Origin of the sequence: Nocardia asteroides, assembly GCF_021183625.1 — a bacterium.
Taxonomy (GTDB): domain Bacteria; phylum Actinomycetota; class Actinomycetes; order Mycobacteriales; family Mycobacteriaceae; genus Nocardia; species Nocardia asteroides_A.
This window is the reverse complement of the sequence record NZ_CP089214.1, coordinates 5,087,404-5,103,879: the sequence shown is the minus strand read 5'-3', so window position 1 is coordinate 5,103,879 and position 16,476 is coordinate 5,087,404. Positions and strand designations below refer to the sequence as shown.

Here is a 16,476-nt window from a genome sequence, read left to right as displayed (position 1 = left end):
CGATCGCCGGTGACACCGGCGGGAAGAGCGCCGCTGTGGAGCGTTCCGTTCTGTCCCCAGCCCCCGGCAGCGAAGACCGCGGCCTGTCGGTGCCGCGCGGTACAGAGGTGAGCCATGACCGCGCCGCTGCTCCGCCTGCTCGTCGCTCTCACCGTCGTCTTCGCTGCCGGGTGTTCGGTGCTCGGCCCGGCTCCGGCCCCCGCCCCGGGCAGCCCGACCCGGGCCGAGCTCGAGCAATTGCTGGGACAGGTGCGGGTGGTGCCGGAGCGCCCGCACCCCGGCGGGTACGAACGGGGGTGCAAGGACGGCCAGGGCTGCGTCTTCGGCGAGTCCTGGACCGACGCCAGCGACGCCCCCGGCGGGCACGACGGCTGCGACACCCGCAACAACGTGCTCGCCGCCCAGCTGACAGCGGTGCAGTTCCGCCCGGGCACGCGGAACTGCGTGGTGCTCGCGGGCGGCCTGGACGACCCGTACACCGGCACCCACATCACCTTCGACAAGTCCGACGCCGGGGCCGTGCAGATCGACCACGTCTTCCCGCTGGCCGCCGCCTGGGATCTGGGCGCCGCCGCCTGGCCGCAGGCGCGAAGAATTCGCTTCGCCAACGATCTCACCGTGAACCTGGTCGCCACCGCAGGCGCGACCAACCAGGCCAAGAGCGACGGCACGCCGGGCGAGTGGCTCCCGCCCGCCATCTCCGGCCACTGCTTCTACGCGGGCAAGTACCTGAGCGTCGCGGCCGACTACGACCTCCCGCTCACCGCCGACGACAGCGCCGCGCTGCGCGACATCGCCGCGCGCTGCCCGTAGCTCAGGCCCCGGTCGCCACCGGCCGCTTGGGGTCGTGCGCCCACTGCGACCAGGAGCCCGGGTAGAGCGCCGCCTCGATCCCGACCACGGCGAGCGCCGCGATCTGGTGCGCCGCCGTGACCCCCGACCCGCAGTACACCGCGACCGGCCCGTCCAGCCCGGCGAAGCGTGCGCGCAGGTCGTCGATGGGCCGGAAGCGGCCGTCGCCGTCCAGGTTCTCGGCGGTGGGGGCGCTCACCGCGCCGGGGATGTGCCCGGCGCGCGGGTCGACCGGCTCGGTCTCGCCGCGGAACCGCTCGGCGGCGCGGGCGTCGAGCAGCGCGCCGGGCCATCGGGCGGCGGCGTCGGCATCGATGACCGGCAGGTTGCCCGGGGTCAGCACGACGTCGCCGAACGGCGTCTCGGCCTCGGCGCCTGCCGCGACCGGCGCACCGGCGGCGACCCAGGCGGGCAGCCCGCCGTCCAGGATCCGCACGTCGGCGATCCCGCCCCAGCGCAGCAACCACCAGGCGCGGGCCGCGGCGAGGCCACCGGTGGCGTCGTAGACGACGACCGCGTCGCCCTGGTTGATTCCCCAGCTCCTGGCGCACTGCTGTAGCGCGGCGAGGTCGGGCAGCGGATGCCTGCCGCGGGCGGGCGACGGCGGCGCGGCGAGCTCGATATCCAGGTCGACGAAGACCGCGCCCGGAATGTGACCGTCCGAATAATGTTGCGCGCCTTCGGGATCCCCGAGTGCCCAGCGCACATCCAATAGCCGGAGCCGACCTTCCGCCACCTTCGCGCGCAGGTCGGACGGCAAGATCAGTACCCCGCTCACCACAGCTCCTCGTAGTCGCCGGTCACGCGTCCTCGCGTGCGGATCCGACCACCCTAGCGCGCGCGGGTTACGAGAATCGGGCCAGTTCAGCGGGACCGGCTACGGACATCGGGGGCGCCGGGGTGCAGGATGCCGGAGGTGAACGGTCCCGAACTACAGGCGAACCCGGCGCAACCAGTCGGCGCGGGCGTGGTGACCGCGCTGGTCGGCTTCACCAGCTCGTTCGCGGTGGTCCTCGCCGGGATCACCGCGGTCGGCGCGACGCAGGCGCAGGCCGCCTCCGGGCTGGCCGCGCTCTGCGTGACGCAGGCGATCGGGATGCTGCTGCTGAGCCGCTGGTTCCGGATGCCGATCACGCTGGCCTGGTCGACGCCGGGCGCGGCGCTGCTGGCGAGCACCGGCGCGGTGGCGGGCGGCTGGCCCGCTGCGGTCGGGGCATTCGCGCTGACGGGGGCGCTGATCGTGCTGACCGGGCTGTGGGGGCGGCTCGGCTCGCTGGTTGCCGCGATCCCGGTGCCGATCGCGCAGGCCATGCTGGCCGGGGTGCTCGTCCCGCTGTGCCTGGCGCCGGTCGAGGCGGTGCGCAGCTCGCCCGCGGTGGTGCTCCCGGTGATCGCGGTGTGGCTGGTGCTGACCCGGTTCGCGCCGCGCTGGGCGGTGCTCGCGGCGTTCGGCACGGCGGCGGCCGGCGCCGGGATCGCCATCGCGGTGCGCGACACCCCGCTGGACGCGGGCGCCATGATCCCGGCGCTACAGCTGACCTGGCCGCACTGGAGCTGGCAGGCCGTGATCGGGCTCGCGGTGCCGCTGTACATCGTCACCATGGCGTCGCAGAACATTCCGGGGACGGCGGTGCTCGGTTCGTTCGGGTACCGGACGCCGTGGCGGGCGGCGATGACCGTCACCGGCATCGGCACCGTGCTCGGCGCCCCGGCGGGCGGGCACGCCATCAACCTGGCCGCGATCAGCGCGGCGCTGGCCGCGGGGCCGTCCGCGCACCCGGACCCCGCGCGCCGCTGGGTCGCGGCGTTCACCGCGGGCGGCTGCTACCTGGTGCTCGCCCCGGCATCGGCCGCGCTGGTGACGCTGGTCGCGGCCGCACCGGCGGGGGTGCTGGAGACGGTCGCCGGGCTGGCGCTGCTCGCCACCCTGGCCACCTCGCTGACCGGTGCGCTCGCCGACGAGGAGCATCGGACGGCCGGGGTGGTGACCTTCCTGATCGCGGCCTCCGGGGTCGCCTTCCTCGGGGTGGGCGCCGCGTTCTGGGCCTTGCTGGCCGGGCTGCTCGTGCGCGCCGCGCTGTCCCGACGCACGGTCGCCCCCGGCTGAGGAGCGCGCGTGCCGTTCGGCCGGGAGTGACCGCGCGGCAGGCAGCGCGAGCCCGCGAGCCCGCGAGCCCGCCGGGCGATCGGCGGCCCGTCCCCGGCTCAGCCCCGGCTGAGCAGGGTGAGCGGATCCTCCAGCAGGTGCGCGATGTCGGCGAGGAAGCGGGCGCCGGTGTCGCCGTCGATCATCCGGTGGTCGAAGGAGACGCCGAGCGTGGTCACCCAGCGCACGGCCAGTTCGTCGCGCACCACCCAGGGCCGCTTGCGGACCGCGCCGAGGCAGAGGATGCCGCCCTCGCCCGGGTTCACCAGCGGCACCCCGCTGTCCACCCCGAACACGCCGATATTGGTGATGGTGAAGGTGCCGCCGCGCAGGTCGGCGGGGGCGGCGTTGCCCGCCCGCGCGGTCTCGACCAGCCAGCCCAGCTCGCGGCAGAGCTCGCGCAGCGACAGGGTGTGCGCCTCCTTGAGGTTCGGGACGAGCAGGCCGCGCTCGGTGGCCACCGCGATGCCGAGGTGCACGTAGTGCTTGGTGACGATCTGCTGGTTCGCGTCGTCCCAGAAGGCGTTCAGGTCCGGGAAGTCGCCGAGCGCGACCAGCGTCGCCTTCGCCACCAGGGTGAGCGGGGTGAGCGGGAGCCCCTCGAACGAGGCGGTGTTGCGCAGGTGGTCGAGCAGCTCCATGGCGGCGGTGAAATCGACCGTGGTCGAGGCGCCCGCCTGCGGAATCGTCCGCGCGCTCACCACCATGGCGGCGGCGGTGCGCTTGCGCACCCCGGCGATCGGGGTGCGGGTCTCCCTGGACACCGGGCGGATGACGCCGGTGCGCGCGTCCGAGGCGACGTGCGGTTCGGGATCGGCGGGCTCGGCGCCGGACGCGCGGCGGGGCTGCGAGATGGGGACGGCGGCGCGCACGTCGTCGACGGTGACCGCGCCCTCCGGGCCGGAGCCGGCCAGGAACCACAGGTCGATCCCGAGTTCCTTGGCGAGCTTGCGGGCCGCGGGCGTCGCCGCGGCCCTGCGCGCCTTCGGGTCGCCCCCGAGCGGCGAGCGCGGGCGCCCGTTCGCAGCCTGATTGCGCTGCACCAGAGAGGAATTCGCGATATCACCGGCAACCGCCGACGGCCGGCCTGCGGCCGGCTCGGCGCGAGCGGCGGTACCGGCGGCCTCGGCCGCACCGCGCGGCCCGCGCCGCGAATCCGCGTCCACGGAGGGCCCGTAGCCGACGAGCACCCCGCCCTGCGGCGCGCCCGAAATCGGCTCCGGCGCGGAGTATTTCACCGGCGTGGCGGTATCACCCTTGCCCCTGACCCGGATCAGCGGCGATCCCACCGGCACCGTCTCGCCCGGCTGCGCGAGCAGCTCCGCGACCACCCCGGCGAACGGGGAGGGCAGCGCCACCACCGCCTTCGCCGTCTCCACCTCGGCGATCACCTGGTTCAGCTCCACCTCGTCGCCCACCGCGACGGCCCAGGAGACGAGCTCGGCGTCGGCGAGCCCCTCGCCCAGGTCGGGTAGCCGGAATTCCAGCACCGGACCGGGGGTGGCGGGGTCTCGAACGGCGGCATCGTGCACGGGGGACACCTCTCACGGAGCGATTCAAGCGGCGAGGGAGCGGTCGACCGCGGCCAGAATGCGGTCGGCGTCGGGCAGGTGGTGTTTCTCGAGCTTAGCCGGGGGGTAGGGGATGTCGAAGCCGCCGACTCTCAGCACCGGGGACTCCAGCTGGTAGAAGCAGCGCTCGGAGATCCGCGCGGCGAGTTCGGCGCCGATACCGCCGGAGACCTGGGCCTCGTGCACCACCACCAGCCGCCCGGTCTTCGTCACCGACTCCGCCACCGTGTCCAGGTCGAGCGGGCTCAGGCTGCGCAGATCGATCACCTCGACCGAATGTCCCTCGGCCGCCGCGATTTCGGCCGCTTTCAGCGCGGTGGCGACGGTGCCGCCGTACCCGGCGATCGTGATGTCGTCGCCCTGGACACAGACCCGCGCGCGGTCGAGCGGGAGCGTGGGCGTGGCCTCCACATCGACCTCGCCGCGGTCCCAGTACCGGCGTTTGGGCTCGAAGAAGATCACCGGGTCGTCCAGCGCGACGGCCTGCCTGATCATGTGGAACGCGTCATCGGGCGTGCTCGGCGCGACCACCCGCAGCCCCGCGGTGTGCGCGAAGTACGCCTCCGGCGACTCCGAGTGGTGCTCCACCGAGCCGATGCCGCCGCCGAACGGGATCCGGATGGTGAGCGGGGCGCGCACCTTGCCCTGCGTGCGGTAGTGGATCTTGGCGACCTGCGAGACGATCTGGTCGAAGGCCGGGTAGACGAAGCCGTCGAACTGGATCTCGCAGACCGGCCGGTAGCCGCGCAGCGCCATGCCGAAAGCCGTTCCGATGATGCCGGATTCGGCCAGCGGGGTGTCGATCACCCGGTGCTCACCGAAGTCCTTCTGCAGCGTGTCGGTGACCCGGAAGACGCCGCCGAGCCTGCCGACGTCCTCGCCCATGAGCACGACCTTCGGGTCGTCGTCGAGCGCGGCGCGCAGTCCGGCGTTCAGCGCGGCGGCGAAGGTGGTGATCACGCCGGCACCCCCTGCCGCGCCGGGCCCCGCTCGTCGGCGAGGTACTCCGCGAACGCTGCCCGCTGCCGTTCGAGCTCGGCGTGCGGGGTCGCGTAGACGTGGTCGAAGAGCGTCTCCGGTGCCGGGTCCGGCAGCTCCAGCGTGGCGCTGCGCAGGCGGTGCGCGACGGCATCGGCCCGCTCGCCGACCTCGCGCTCGAACTCCACGTCCCAGCCGGACTCCCGCTCCAGGAGCCTGCGCACCCGGTCGATCGGGTCGCGGCCACGCCACTCGTCGGCCTCGGCGGCCGCGCGGTAGCGGGTGGGGTCGTCGGCGGTGGTGTGCGGCCCCATCCGGTAGGTGAGCGCCTCGATGAAGGAGGGGCCGCCGCCGGAGCGCGCCCGCGCGAGCGCCTGCCTGGTCACCGCGAGCACGGCGAGCACGTCGTTGCCGTCCACCCGGATGCCGGGCATGCCGTAGCCGTAGGCCCGGCGGACCAGCGGCACCGCGCTCTGCACCCGGACCGGCGCGCTGATCGCCCAGTGGTTGTTCTGGCAGAAGAAGACGACCGGCGCGGCCCAGCTCGCGGCGAAGCCGAGCGCCTCGGCGATGTCGCCCTGGCTGGTCGCGCCGTCGCCGAAGTAGGCGACGGTGGCGAGTTCGGCGCCGTCCAGGTGCGCGGCGTAGGCGTAGCCGGTGGCGTGCAGCCCCTGCGCCCCGACCACGATGGCCGGGTTGGTCATGCCGACGGCGTCCGGATCCCAGCAGTGGTGCGCGACCCCGCGCCAGAGCCGGGTCATGTCCGCCGGGTCGACGCCGCGGCACCAGGCCACCCCGGCCTCGCGGTAGCTGCAGAACACGTAGTCGTCCCGGCGCAGCGCGCGGGCCGAGCCGATCTGCGCGGCCTCCTGGCCGTACAGCGGCGCCCACAGCCCGAGCTGCCCCTGCCGCTGCAGCGCGGTGCCCTCGGTATCGATCCGGCGCGCGATCACCAGGTCGGCGTAGAACTCGCGGAGCTCGGCGGTGCCGATGTCGGCGACGAGCGCGGCGTACTCGGGGTCGAGCACGCGCCTGCCGTCGGGCTGGACCAGTTGCACGGGGTACGTGCGCTCGCGCGGTTTCTCGGACATGTGCCGCCTCCTGTCGTGCCGGCCTTGTGAGCCATATCACTCAGCATCCACGATCAGGCCATCCGCGCAACCGATGGCGACACGACTGCGCACAATGCGCAATCCGGTGGGGTCGCGCGGTGTCATACTGCGTCGCATGTCCAGTTCGCTCGATGCCACCGACGCCAGGCTGCTGCTCGAACTCGTGCACAACCCGCGCGCCACCGGGGTCGAGCTCGCCACCCGGCTCGGCCTCTCCCGCAACACCGTGCAGGCCAGGCTGAACCGCTGGGAGGCGAGCGGCGTGCTCGGCAGCGTGGAGCGCAGGGTCGAGCCGCGCGCCCTCGGCTACCCGCTCGCCGCCTTCGTCGCGGTGGTGGTGGATCAGCACCGGCTCGACCCCGTCGTGGCCGAGCTGGCCGAGGTGCCCGAGGTCACCGAGGTGTGCGGGATGACCGGCGAGACCGACCTGACCGTCCGGGTGGTCGCCACCGACGCCGACGACCTCTACCGCATCGCCGGGCAGATCCTGAAGATCCCCGGCGTCGAGCGGACCAATATGGCGCTGGTCATGCGCGAGCTGGTCGGCCCGCGCAGCACCCCGCTGCTACAGCGGCTGGCCCGGACCGGCCGCCCGCCGGGCTAGGGTGCGGGGCATGGAGATTTCGGGCAGGGTCGCCGTCGTCACCGGAGCGGGCGCCGGCATCGGCGCGGCGCTCACGCAGCGGCTGGTCGCGGGCGGTGCGCGGGTGGTCGCCGTCGATCTGGACGAGGCCGCGGTGCGCGCGGTGGCCGAGCGGGCCGGTGCCGCCGCGGTGGCGGGTGACGTCGCCGACGAGGCCGTCATCCGCGCCGCGATCGAGACCGCCGAGCGCGAGTTCGGCCCGGTCGAGCTGTACTTCGCCAATGCCGGGATCGGGGGCGGCGGCGGGCTGGACGCCACCGAGGCGCAGTGGGCGGCCGCGCTCGAGGTCAATGTGCTCGCGCACGTGCGCGCGGCGAAGCTGCTCGTCCCCGGCTGGGTGGAGCGCGGCGGCGGCTACTTCGTGACCACCGCCTCGGCGGCCGGGCTGCTCACCCAGCTCGGCTCGGCGCCGTACGCCGTCACCAAGCACGCGGCGGTCGGCTTCGCGGAGTGGCTCTCGGTGACCTACGGCGACCGGGGCGTCAAGGTGAGCTGCGTCTGCCCGATGGGCGTCGACACCCAGCTGCTGCACACCGGCATGGTCCCCGAGGGCTCCGAGGCCGACGGCGACCTCGCGATCAGGGCGGTGACGACGGCGGGCGCGGTGCTCTCCCCCGAGCGGGTCGCCGACGACATCATCGCCGGCGTCGCGGCCGAGCGGTTCCTGATCCTGCCGCACCCCGAGGTGCTGGAGATGTACCGGCACAAGGGCGCCGACTACGACCGCTGGATCGGCGGCATGCGCCGCTACCAGGCCGCGCTACGCGGGTAGCTCCGCCGCCACGATGGTCGCCGCCGCCTTGCGGATAACCTCCGGAATCGGCACCGGCCTGCGCGTCTCCGCGTCCACGTAGACGTGGGTGAAGCTGCCGGTGGCGGCGAGCTCCGGCTCGGCCTCGGTCTCCCGGAAGATGGCGAGGTCGTAGGTGATGCTGGAGTTGCCGAGCCGGGCGACCCGGATGCCGACCCGCAGCATGTCCGGAAAGCTCACCGAGCCGTGGAAGCGGCAGGAGGTCTGCGCGACGACGCCGAGCTCGGGCAGCTCCCTGATGTCGGTGCCGGTGGCCGCCATCAGCCAGCCGTTCACCGCGGTGTCGAAGTACGAGTAGTACGTCACGTTGTTCACGTGGCCGTAGTGGTCGTTGTCCGCCCACCGGGTCGGCATCGGCCAGAGCACGGGATACTGCTGCGTCACCCGGCCGACGATAGCTCAGCGGGCGCCGCGCCCTGCCGGTGGTCGCGCGGGCTGACGCCGTAGTGCCGCTTGAAGGCTGTGCTCAGCGCGAAGGCGCTGCCGTACCCGACCTGCCTGGCGATCGCCTCGATGGTGGCGTCGCTCTCCTGCAGCAGGTCGGCGGCGAGGGCAAGCCGCCACTCGGTGAGGAAGGCCATCGGCGGCTCGCCGACCAGCTCGGTGAAGCGGCGGGCGAGCGCCGCTCGCGAAGCGCCGACGGCCTCGGCCAGGCCGGCCACCGTCCAGCCGTGCGCGGGGTTGTGCTGCAGCAGCCGCAGTGCCTTGCCGACCAGCGGGTCGCTGTAGGCGTGGTACCAGGCGGGCGCCTCTGCCCTGGCGAACCAGGCGCGCAGCGCGGCGATCAGGACAAGGTCGAGCACTCGATCGAGCACCGCGCCCTGGGCCGGGCGGTCCTCGGTGACCTCGTCCACCAGCAGCGCGAGCAGTCTGCCGTCCACCTCGCCGGAGCCGAGCACGACGGTCGGCGGCAGCGCGCGCAGCAGCCTGCGGCTGGCCGCGCCGACCGACTCGTAGGTGCCGGTGACCATGACGGTGGCGCCGTGCGGGTCGGTGCCCCACTGCCTGACGCCGAGGCTCAGGGTCTCGCAGAGGATCTCGCCCTCCGGCGTTTTAGTGACCTGACCCGGGTGGATGACGATCTGCGGCGGGGTGGCCGGGTCGTCGGCGACGGTGTAGGGATCGGGGCCGCGCACGATCGCGACGTCGCCGGTGCCGAGGCGGCGCCGCTCGCCGTCGTCGGTGAGAAACCAGGCGTGCCCGCGCACCATCACGACGACGGTGAGCGGCGCCTCGTCCTGGATCCGCAGCGACCACGGCGGGTCGAGCAGCGAGCACATCAGGAAGGCGCCGCGGGCGCGGGGACCCTCGAGCAGGCTGGCGAGTGCGTCCACCGTTCGAGGGTAGACGGCGCCCGGCCGCGCGGTCGAGCACGATCGCGGCACGGAACGGCGCTGCGGGAAAGGGTTTTCCGGCCCCGCCCGGCTTCGGTACCGTCGGGACGATGCTCTCGACGACACCGGCGCCCCCGGTGCGCGCCGCGCGGGCCGCGGTGTTCACCGTCTTCGCGCTCAACGGCCTGCTGCTCTCGCTCTGGGTGGTGCACATCCCGGCGATCACCGATCGCACCGGGGTGGCCCCCGCCCAGCTCGGCACCTTCATCCTGCTGCTGGCCGGGGCGGGCATCGTCGGCATGCGGATCACCGGGCCGCTGGCCGACCGGTTCGGCAGCCGGGCGCTGGTCGCGGCCGCCGCGGTGCTGGTCTCGCTCGGCGTGCTCGGCCCCGGCTTCGCCACCGGCCCGCTCACCCTCGCGCTCGCGCTCGCCCTGTTCGGCTTCGGCAACGGCGCGCTCGACGTCTCGATGAACACCCAGGCGGTGCATGTCGAGCGGGCCTACGGCAGGCCGATCATGTCCGCCTTCCACGCGCTCTTCTCCGGCGGCGGCTTCCTCGGCGCGCTGATCGGCGCCGCGACCCAGCGCGCGGGGCTCGACCTGCGGCTCACCCTGGTGCTGGCCGCCGCCACCGGCCTGCTGCTCACCGCCGCACTGGTCCCGCGGCTGCTGCGCGAGCTGCCCGAGCCGGAGCCGGCGGCGGCCGCCGCGGCGCCGAAACCGCGCAGCGCCCGCGGGCTTCGGGTTCTCGCGCTGGCCGCCATCGCCTTCGTGCTGCTGCTCACCGAGGGCGCGGCCGCCGACTGGAGCGCGCTGCAGGTCCGCGACCACCTCGGCACCACCGAGTCAACCGCGGCCCTCGCCTTCGCCGCCTTCTCCGCCACCATGACCGCGGGCAGGCTGGTGGCGGACCGGGTGAGCGGGCGCTTCGGCCCGGTCTTCGTGGTGCGCTGGGGCTGCGTCACGGCCGGGCTCGGGCTGGCGCTCGTGGTCGGCTCCGGCTGGCTGCCCGCCACCCTGCTCGGCTGGGCGCTGTGCGGAATCGGGCTCTCCGGCGGGGTGCCGCAGATCTTCACCGCCGCGGGCAACCTCGGCTCCGGCGGGTCGGCGGGTACCGACATGTCCCGGGTCTTCGCCATCGGCTACGTCGGGCTGCTGGCCGGGCCCGCGATCATCGGCTGGCTCACCGAGCTGGTCCCGCTCGGCACCGCGCTCGCGGTGCCGCTGGTACTGGTGCTGGTCTGCTCCTGGTTCGCCGGGGTGGTCGCCCCCGACGCGCCGAACGCCCCCGCTCGGTCCTGAGCGGGGGCGTTCGGCGGGACCGTGGCTACAGCGCCTTGAGCTCCTCGGTGACCGCACCGACGGACTTCTTGGCGTCGCCGAACAGCATGGAGGTGTGGTCGGCGTAGAACAGCGGGTTGTCGATGCCCGCGAAGCCGGAGTTCATCGAGCGCTTGAGCACGATGACGCTCCTGGCCTGGTCGACGTTGAGCACCGGCATGCCGTAGATCGGGCTGCTGGTGTCCTCGCGGGCGGCCGGGTTGGTGACGTCGTTCGCGCCGATCACCAGGGCGACGTCGGTCCGGTTGAACTCGCCGTTGACGTCGTCCATCTCCTTCATGGCGTCGTAGGAGACCTCGGCCTCGGCCAGCAGCACGTTCATGTGTCCCGGCATGCGGCCGGCCACCGGATGGATGGCGTACTTGACCTCGACGCCCTTGGCCTCGAGCAGCGCCGCCATCTCCTTGACCGCGTGCTGCGCCTGGGCCACGGCCATGCCGTAGCCGGGGACCACGATGACCTGGTTGGCGTAGGCCATCTGAATCGCGGCATCCGCCGCGCTGGTCGCCTTGGCCGTCTTCGCCTCGCCGTCTCCGCTCGCGCCCGGCGCAGCACCGCCGCCGCCGAAGCCGCCCGCGACGATCGCCGGGATCGAGCGGTTCATCGCCTTGGCCATCAGGTTGGTCAGGATCGTGCCCGAGGCGCCGACGATCATGCCCGCCACGATCATGGCGGTGTTGTTCAGCGCCAGCCCGGCCGCCGCGGCGGAGAGCCCGGTCAGCGCGTTGAGCAGCGAGATCACGACCGGCATGTCCGCGCCGCCGATCGGCAGCACCACCATGAGGCCGAGGATGCCCGCCGCGACCAGCAGCAGCACCATCCACCACCACTCGGCGCCGCCGTCGCTCGCGCCGAGCCCGATGACCACCGCGGCCGCGACCGCGGCGATGAGCAGCAGCAGGTTCAGCGGCTGCTGCAACCGCCCGAGGCCGATCGGCTTGCCGGGCAGGATCTCCTGCAGCTTGCCGAAGGCGATGAGCGAGCCCCAGAACGAGATCGAGCCGATGATCGCCGCGAAGAGCGAGCCGACGATGATGTGGACGGTCGGGGACTCGCCGTGCTTGAAGTTCGAGAACCCGGTGGTGTCCAGGAACTCGGCCCACGCGATCAGCGCGACCGTGCCGCCGCCGACGCCGTTGAACGCCGCGACCAGCTGCGGCATCGCCGTCATCTTGGTGTACTTCGCCGGCGGGACGCCGAGCACGACGCCGACCACGAGGCCGCCGACGATCAGGATCCAGTTGCCGGTGTCGCGCACCGCGATGAGCGTCGCGACCACCGCGAGCCCCATGCCGAAGGCCGCGATCCAGTTGCCGCGCACCGCCGTCTTCGGGCCGGTCAGCCCCATCAGGCCGTAGATGAAGAGCGCGAACGAGATGATGTAGAGGATATTGACCAAGTTGTCCATCGGACTCACTCACCAGCCTTCGGGGCGGGCTTCTTGCCCTTGAACATGCCGAGCATGCGGTCGGTCACCACGAAGCCGCCGATGACGTTCAGCGTGCCGAAGACCACGGCGACGAACAGGATGATCTGGATGCCGATCGAGGGGTCCTGCACCTTGCCGAGCGTCACCAGGGCGCCGAGCACGACGATGCCGTGGATGGCGTTGGTGCCCGACATCAGCGGGGTGTGCAGGGTGTTCGGGACCTTGGAGATGACGGCGAACCCGACGAACCCGGAGAGCACGAGGATCGCGATGTTCGCGAGCAGTTCGGTGTACATCAGACCGCCTCACGGGTGACGCAGGAATCGGCGAGGACCTGATCGCCGAAGTCGGGCGCGAGCTTGCCGTCCGCCAGCATCAGGTCGAGCAGCGCGAAGATGTTCTTGGAGTACAGCTCGCTGGCGTGCTCGGGCATGGTGGCGGGCAGGTTCAGCGGCGAGGCGATGGTGACGTCGTGCTTGACCACGGTCTGCCCCGGCTCGGTCAGCTCGCAGTTGCCGCCGGTCTCGCCGGCCAGGTCGATGATCACGCTGCCCGGCTTCATGCCCTCCACCGCGGCGGCGGTCACCAGTCGCGGCGCGGGGCGGCCGGGGACGAGCGCGGTGGTGATCACCACGTCGAAGCCCTTGATGGCATCCTCCAGCGCCTGCTGCTGCTTCGCCTTCTCCTCGTCGGTGAGCTCGCGGGCGTACCCGCCCTCACCGGCCGCGTCGATGCCGAGGTCGAGCCACTGCGCGCCCACCGAGCGGACCTGGTCGGCCACCTCGGGCCGCACGTCGTAGCCGGTGGTCCGGCCGCCGAGCCGCTTCGCCGTCGCCAGCGCCTGCAGCCCGGCGACGCCGACCCCGAGTACCAGCACGGTGGCCGGCTTCACGGTGCCCGCCGCGGTGGTCAGCATGGGGAAGAAGCGGGTCGACTCCGAGGCGGCCAGCAGGACGGCCTTGTACCCGGCGACGTTCGCCTGCGAGGAAAGGGCATCCATGACCTGCGCGCGCGAGATCCGCGGGATGGCCTCCACGGCGAACGCCTGCACGCCCGCCGTTTTCAGCGCGCCGATCTGGTTCTCGGCGTTGCGCGGGGCGAGGAACCCGATCAGCGTCTGCCCGCTGGTCAGCTTGCCGACCTCGGCGTCGGTGGGCGGGGCCACCTTCACCACCACATCGGCGGACCAGGGGTCGCCGACGGTCGCGCCCGCCTCCACGTAGGCGGCGTCGGGAATCAGCGCGCCCGCTCCGGCGCCCGCCTCCACCACGACATCGACGCCCTTCGCGAGCAGACTCGGAACGATCTTGGGCACCAGGGCCACCCGCCGCTCGCCCGTGCCGGACTCGCGTACGACCCCGACACGCGCGCCGCGCGGCGACGGGTCGCCTGCGCTCTGCGTTGTCTCCACTTGTCAGTTTCCTTCTCGTGCTGGCAGCGATCCCTAAGTTACTGGCGAGTAAGCTAGGTCGAATCCTCGCAACTGTATCCGGACCGCGGTGAGCGTAGCTGAGATGCCGATCACGTGGCGAAGTTCGCAACTGTTGTTTCGCCGGTTTCGCAAATTTGCATTTCCGCAGCGTCTTCCCGGTGCCCGCGGCTTCGCCGGATTCGCCGAGCGCCGCCTCCCGCCGTCGCCGCAGGTGAAACCGGACGGGAACGGGCAGCCGGGCACGCTGTACCCCCGCCCCCGGCGAATGCGGCCACGACACGGGGTTCCGACACGAGTGACGCGTGTCATATGGCGGGTGTCGCCCGCGGCTCGTACGCCGTAAGGTCGCTCGGTGTGACCGACTGCGTCTTCTGCGCCATCGTGGCCGGAACCGCCCCCGCGACCGTCGTCCACGAGGACGCGGACGTGCTGGCGTTCCTCGACATCCGACCGATCGCCCGCGGGCACACGCTCGTGATCCCGAGGAGCCACGCCACCGAGCTCGACGAGCTGGAGCCCGAGCTCGGCGCCGCCGTCTTCCGCACCGGGCACCGGCTGGCCCGCGCGGCCCGCCGCGGCGGGCTCGCCGCGGACGGCGCGAACCTGGTGCTGAACGACGGCAAGGCCGCCTTCCAGACCGTCGGGCACGTGCACCTGCACGTGATCCCGCGCCGCTCCGGCGACAGGGCCCGCTTCGCCGCCGGGCTGCTGCTGCGGCGGCCGCACGACGCCGAATCCACCGCCGCCGCGATCCGCGCCGGCCTGGCCGCGCTCGACGCGCGATGACCGACACCGACCACGAGGGAGCACACCGGTGAGCGAACCCGAGCAGGCCGAGCTGATCGACCTGTTGGCAGAGCAGTGGCAGGCGCTCGGCCGCCTCGTCGCCGACCTGGACGAGCCCGGCTGGCGCACCCCGACGGCGCTGCCCGGCTGGACCGTCTTCGACGTGCTGGCGCACGTGATCGGCACCGAGTCCTGGCTGCTCGGCGAGCGCCCGCCCGCCGCCGACCCGCTGCGCCCCAAGGTCGACGTGCGCGAGCTGCCGCACGTGCGCAACGAGACCGGCGTGCTGAACGAGATCTGGGTGGACCGGCTGCGCCCGCTGCCGCCCGCCGGGCTGTTCGAGCTCTACACCTCGGTGACCGAGCGCCGCACCGCCGCGCTGCGCGCGCTGGACGCCGAGGCGTGGGCCGCGATGACCCCCTCGCCGATCGGCGAGGTGAGCTACGGCCGCTTCATGCGGGTGCGGCTCTTCGACTGCTGGATGCACGAGATCGACATCGCGGACGCGCTCGGCGTCACCGTGGCCGAGGGCGGCTGCCGCGGCGAGGTGGCGTTCCAGGAGTTCCTCGGCTCGATCCCCCGGGTGCTGGTCAAGCGCGGGCAGGCGCCGGACGGCGCGCGGATCGAGATCGAGCTGAGCGGCGCGCTCGCCCGCACGCTGCGGGTCGCGGTCACGGGCAGAGCCGGTTTCGTGGACGCGCTCGACGGCCCGCCGGACGCCGCGATCGCCCTCGACTCCGGGCTCTTCACCCGGCTCGGCGGCGGCCGCACCCCGGCCACCGCGCACGAGGGCGAGATCGCGCTGCGCGGCGACACCGAGCTCGGCAAGCGGCTCGTGCGCTCGCTCGCCTTCACCATCTGATGCGGCTCTTCCTGGCGAGCTACCGCTTCGGCGCGCACGCCGACCGGCTGCTCGAGCTGGTCGGCACCCCGGGCCGGGTCGGGCTGATCCCGAATGCCTGCGACGCCTGGCCAGCCGCCTGGCACTCCGCGGTGACCAGCGACGAGGTGCCGCTGCGGCGCCTCGGCTTCCGCCCCGAGGTGGTCGACCTGCGCGAGTACGCGGGCGCGCCGGAGAAGCTGCGCGCCACCCTCGCCGGGTTCCCGCTGCTCTGGGTGCGCGGCGGCAACACCTTCGTGCTGCGCGCCCAGTTCGCCCGCAGCGGCGCGGACGCCGTGCTGCCCGCGCTGCTCGCCGACGATGCCCTCGTCTACGCCGGGTACAGCGCGGGCGCCTGCCTGCTGAGCCCGGACCTGCACGGCATCGAGGAGGCCGACGACCCGGCCGAGGTGCGTCCGGCCACCGGCGCCGAACCTCGCTGGGACGGGCTCGGGCTGATCGACCGCCCGATCGTGCCGCACATCGACTCCCCCACCGACCCGGACGGCAGCTGCACCCGGCTCGCCGCGCGCTTCCGCGCCGAAGGCAAGCCGCATTGGGCCCTCACCGACGACGACGCGGTGATCGTCGACGGCGGCCGGCCCGAGCTGCTGAACTGAGCGTCAGCGCCGCCGGAAGACGACCCAGCGCATCGCGCTGTACATGTAGACGGCCTCGCAGCCGCCCGCCAGGATCCGGGACAGGTGGTAGTCGACGCCGAGCGCGACGAGCCCGCCGCCGACCCCGAGGATGAAGGCCGCGTAGTTGACCACCACGACCACCGTGTACACCGCCGCCTGCCCGGCCACCGGCGCGTGCGAGTGGAAGTTGAAGCTCCGGTTCAGCACGAAGGCCAGCCCGAAGGCGCAGGCGTAGGCGGCGCTCACCGCGAACCAGATCGGCAGCCCGAGGCCGCCGTACATGATCGTCAGCAGCAGCAGGTCGACGCCGAAGGTGCCGGTATTGATCAGCGCGAAGCCGAGGAAGGTCGGCGGGATCAGCCGGTCCAGGCCGAGCGGGAGCAGCGCGACCACCCGCTCGCACCAGCGGCCGAAGCGGTCCGCGATGCCGTCCAGCGACGATTCGGGTGCCGTTGCTTCGTCGCGGAGGTCCGCCGGTTCGCCCACGCCCGCAGGATGCCACCGGCAGGTGACGGCCG

18 protein-coding genes are annotated in these 16,476 nt (G+C 73.2%); 8 read left to right on the top strand and 10 right to left on the bottom strand.

Features of this window, described 5'->3' with window-relative positions; all coding sequences use genetic code 11:
* Positions 1-114: 114 nt before the first annotated feature.
* On the top strand, positions 115-813 hold the full coding sequence (locus LTT61_RS23660) for an HNH endonuclease family protein (protein WP_233016249.1): 699 nt from the start codon (positions 115-117) through the stop codon (positions 811-813).
* 1 nt (position 814) lies between these two features.
* On the opposite strand, the gene LTT61_RS23655 is transcribed toward LTT61_RS23660, so the two are convergent.
* Positions 815-1,618 carry a sulfurtransferase gene (locus tag LTT61_RS23655; RefSeq protein ID WP_233021161.1) on the bottom strand — a complete coding sequence of 268 codons (804 nt, stop codon included), beginning with the start codon at positions 1,616-1,618 and terminating at the stop codon, positions 815-817.
* A gap of 141 nt (positions 1,619-1,759) precedes the next feature.
* Here LTT61_RS23655 and LTT61_RS23650 point away from each other — a divergent pair, with 141 nt between their 5' ends.
* Positions 1,760-2,959, top strand: a complete 1,200-nt coding sequence (locus tag LTT61_RS23650) for a benzoate/H(+) symporter BenE family transporter (RefSeq protein ID WP_233016248.1) — start codon at positions 1,760-1,762, stop codon at positions 2,957-2,959.
* 98 nt (positions 2,960-3,057) lie between these two features.
* Here LTT61_RS23650 and LTT61_RS23645 read toward each other — a convergent pair whose 3' ends face one another.
* From LTT61_RS23645 to pdhA, 3 genes are all read right to left on the bottom strand, one after another.
* Complete coding sequence (locus LTT61_RS23645) at positions 3,058-4,488, bottom strand: dihydrolipoamide acetyltransferase family protein (RefSeq protein ID WP_420094828.1); 1,431 nt, start codon at positions 4,486-4,488, stop codon at positions 3,058-3,060.
* A 66-nt stretch (positions 4,489-4,554) separates the two neighbouring features.
* Positions 4,555-5,529: an alpha-ketoacid dehydrogenase subunit beta gene (locus LTT61_RS23640; protein ID WP_233016246.1), complete on the bottom strand. Its 975-nt coding sequence runs from the start codon at positions 5,527-5,529 to the stop codon at positions 4,555-4,557.
* Positions 5,526-6,638 (bottom strand): pyruvate dehydrogenase (acetyl-transferring) E1 component subunit alpha, encoded by a 1,113-nt coding sequence (gene pdhA / locus LTT61_RS23635; protein ID WP_233016245.1) that lies wholly within the window; start codon positions 6,636-6,638, stop codon positions 5,526-5,528. The genes LTT61_RS23640 and pdhA overlap by 4 nt, the downstream gene beginning before the upstream one ends.
* Before the next feature lie 136 nt (positions 6,639-6,774).
* On the opposite strand from pdhA, the gene LTT61_RS23630 reads away from it, so the two are divergent.
* Positions 6,775-7,263, top strand: coding sequence for an Lrp/AsnC family transcriptional regulator (locus LTT61_RS23630; RefSeq protein ID WP_233016244.1), 489 nt, complete (start codon positions 6,775-6,777; stop codon positions 7,261-7,263).
* 10 nt (positions 7,264-7,273) lie between these two features.
* Positions 7,274-8,074, top strand: a complete 801-nt coding sequence (locus tag LTT61_RS23625) for an SDR family oxidoreductase (RefSeq protein ID WP_233016243.1) — start codon at positions 7,274-7,276, stop codon at positions 8,072-8,074.
* On the opposite strand, the gene LTT61_RS23620 is transcribed toward LTT61_RS23625, so the two are convergent.
* Together LTT61_RS23620 and LTT61_RS23615 are read right to left on the bottom strand one after the other, a co-directional pair.
* Positions 8,063-8,467, bottom strand: coding sequence for an acyl-CoA thioesterase (locus LTT61_RS23620; protein WP_233021160.1), 405 nt, complete (start codon positions 8,465-8,467; stop codon positions 8,063-8,065). The genes LTT61_RS23625 and LTT61_RS23620 overlap by 12 nt on opposite strands.
* Before the next feature lie 26 nt (positions 8,468-8,493).
* Positions 8,494-9,447, bottom strand: a complete 954-nt coding sequence (locus tag LTT61_RS23615) for an AraC family transcriptional regulator (protein WP_233016242.1) — start codon at positions 9,445-9,447, stop codon at positions 8,494-8,496.
* A 110-nt stretch (positions 9,448-9,557) separates the two neighbouring features.
* On the opposite strand from LTT61_RS23615, the gene LTT61_RS23610 reads away from it, so the two are divergent.
* Positions 9,558-10,751, top strand: a complete 1,194-nt coding sequence (locus tag LTT61_RS23610) for an MFS transporter (protein WP_233016241.1) — start codon at positions 9,558-9,560, stop codon at positions 10,749-10,751.
* A 25-nt stretch (positions 10,752-10,776) separates the two neighbouring features.
* Here LTT61_RS23610 and LTT61_RS23605 read toward each other — a convergent pair whose 3' ends face one another.
* From LTT61_RS23605 to LTT61_RS23595, 3 genes are read right to left on the bottom strand one after another with little or no spacing between them, the layout of a single operon-like run.
* Positions 10,777-12,198: an NAD(P)(+) transhydrogenase (Re/Si-specific) subunit beta gene (locus tag LTT61_RS23605; RefSeq protein ID WP_233016240.1), complete on the bottom strand. Its 1,422-nt coding sequence runs from the start codon at positions 12,196-12,198 to the stop codon at positions 10,777-10,779.
* 5 nt (positions 12,199-12,203) lie between these two features.
* Complete coding sequence (locus LTT61_RS23600) at positions 12,204-12,515, bottom strand: NAD(P) transhydrogenase subunit alpha (protein ID WP_233016239.1); 312 nt, start codon at positions 12,513-12,515, stop codon at positions 12,204-12,206.
* Positions 12,515-13,630, bottom strand: a complete 1,116-nt coding sequence (locus LTT61_RS23595; RefSeq protein ID WP_233016238.1) for a Re/Si-specific NAD(P)(+) transhydrogenase subunit alpha — start codon at positions 13,628-13,630, stop codon at positions 12,515-12,517. The genes LTT61_RS23600 and LTT61_RS23595 overlap by 1 nt, the downstream gene beginning before the upstream one ends.
* A gap of 375 nt (positions 13,631-14,005) precedes the next feature.
* On the opposite strand from LTT61_RS23595, the gene LTT61_RS23590 reads away from it, so the two are divergent.
* The 3 genes from LTT61_RS23590 to LTT61_RS23580 are packed head-to-tail and all read left to right on the top strand — an operon-like array spanning position 14,006 to position 15,937.
* The gene (locus tag LTT61_RS23590; RefSeq protein WP_233016237.1) at positions 14,006-14,437 is read left to right on the top strand and encodes an HIT family protein; all 432 of its coding nucleotides are present in this window, start codon (positions 14,006-14,008) and stop codon (positions 14,435-14,437) included.
* Positions 14,438-14,465: 28 nt separating this feature from the next.
* The gene (locus LTT61_RS23585) at positions 14,466-15,299 is read left to right on the top strand and encodes a maleylpyruvate isomerase family mycothiol-dependent enzyme (RefSeq protein ID WP_233016236.1); all 834 of its coding nucleotides are present in this window, start codon (positions 14,466-14,468) and stop codon (positions 15,297-15,299) included.
* On the top strand, positions 15,299-15,937 hold the full coding sequence (locus LTT61_RS23580; protein ID WP_233016235.1) for a Type 1 glutamine amidotransferase-like domain-containing protein: 639 nt from the start codon (positions 15,299-15,301) through the stop codon (positions 15,935-15,937). Before LTT61_RS23585 ends, LTT61_RS23580 begins: the two co-directional genes overlap by 1 nt.
* Before the next feature lie 3 nt (positions 15,938-15,940).
* Here LTT61_RS23580 and LTT61_RS23575 read toward each other — a convergent pair whose 3' ends face one another.
* On the bottom strand, positions 15,941-16,444 hold the full coding sequence (locus LTT61_RS23575; protein WP_233016234.1) for a GtrA family protein: 504 nt from the start codon (positions 16,442-16,444) through the stop codon (positions 15,941-15,943).
* Positions 16,445-16,476 lie beyond the last annotated feature (32 nt).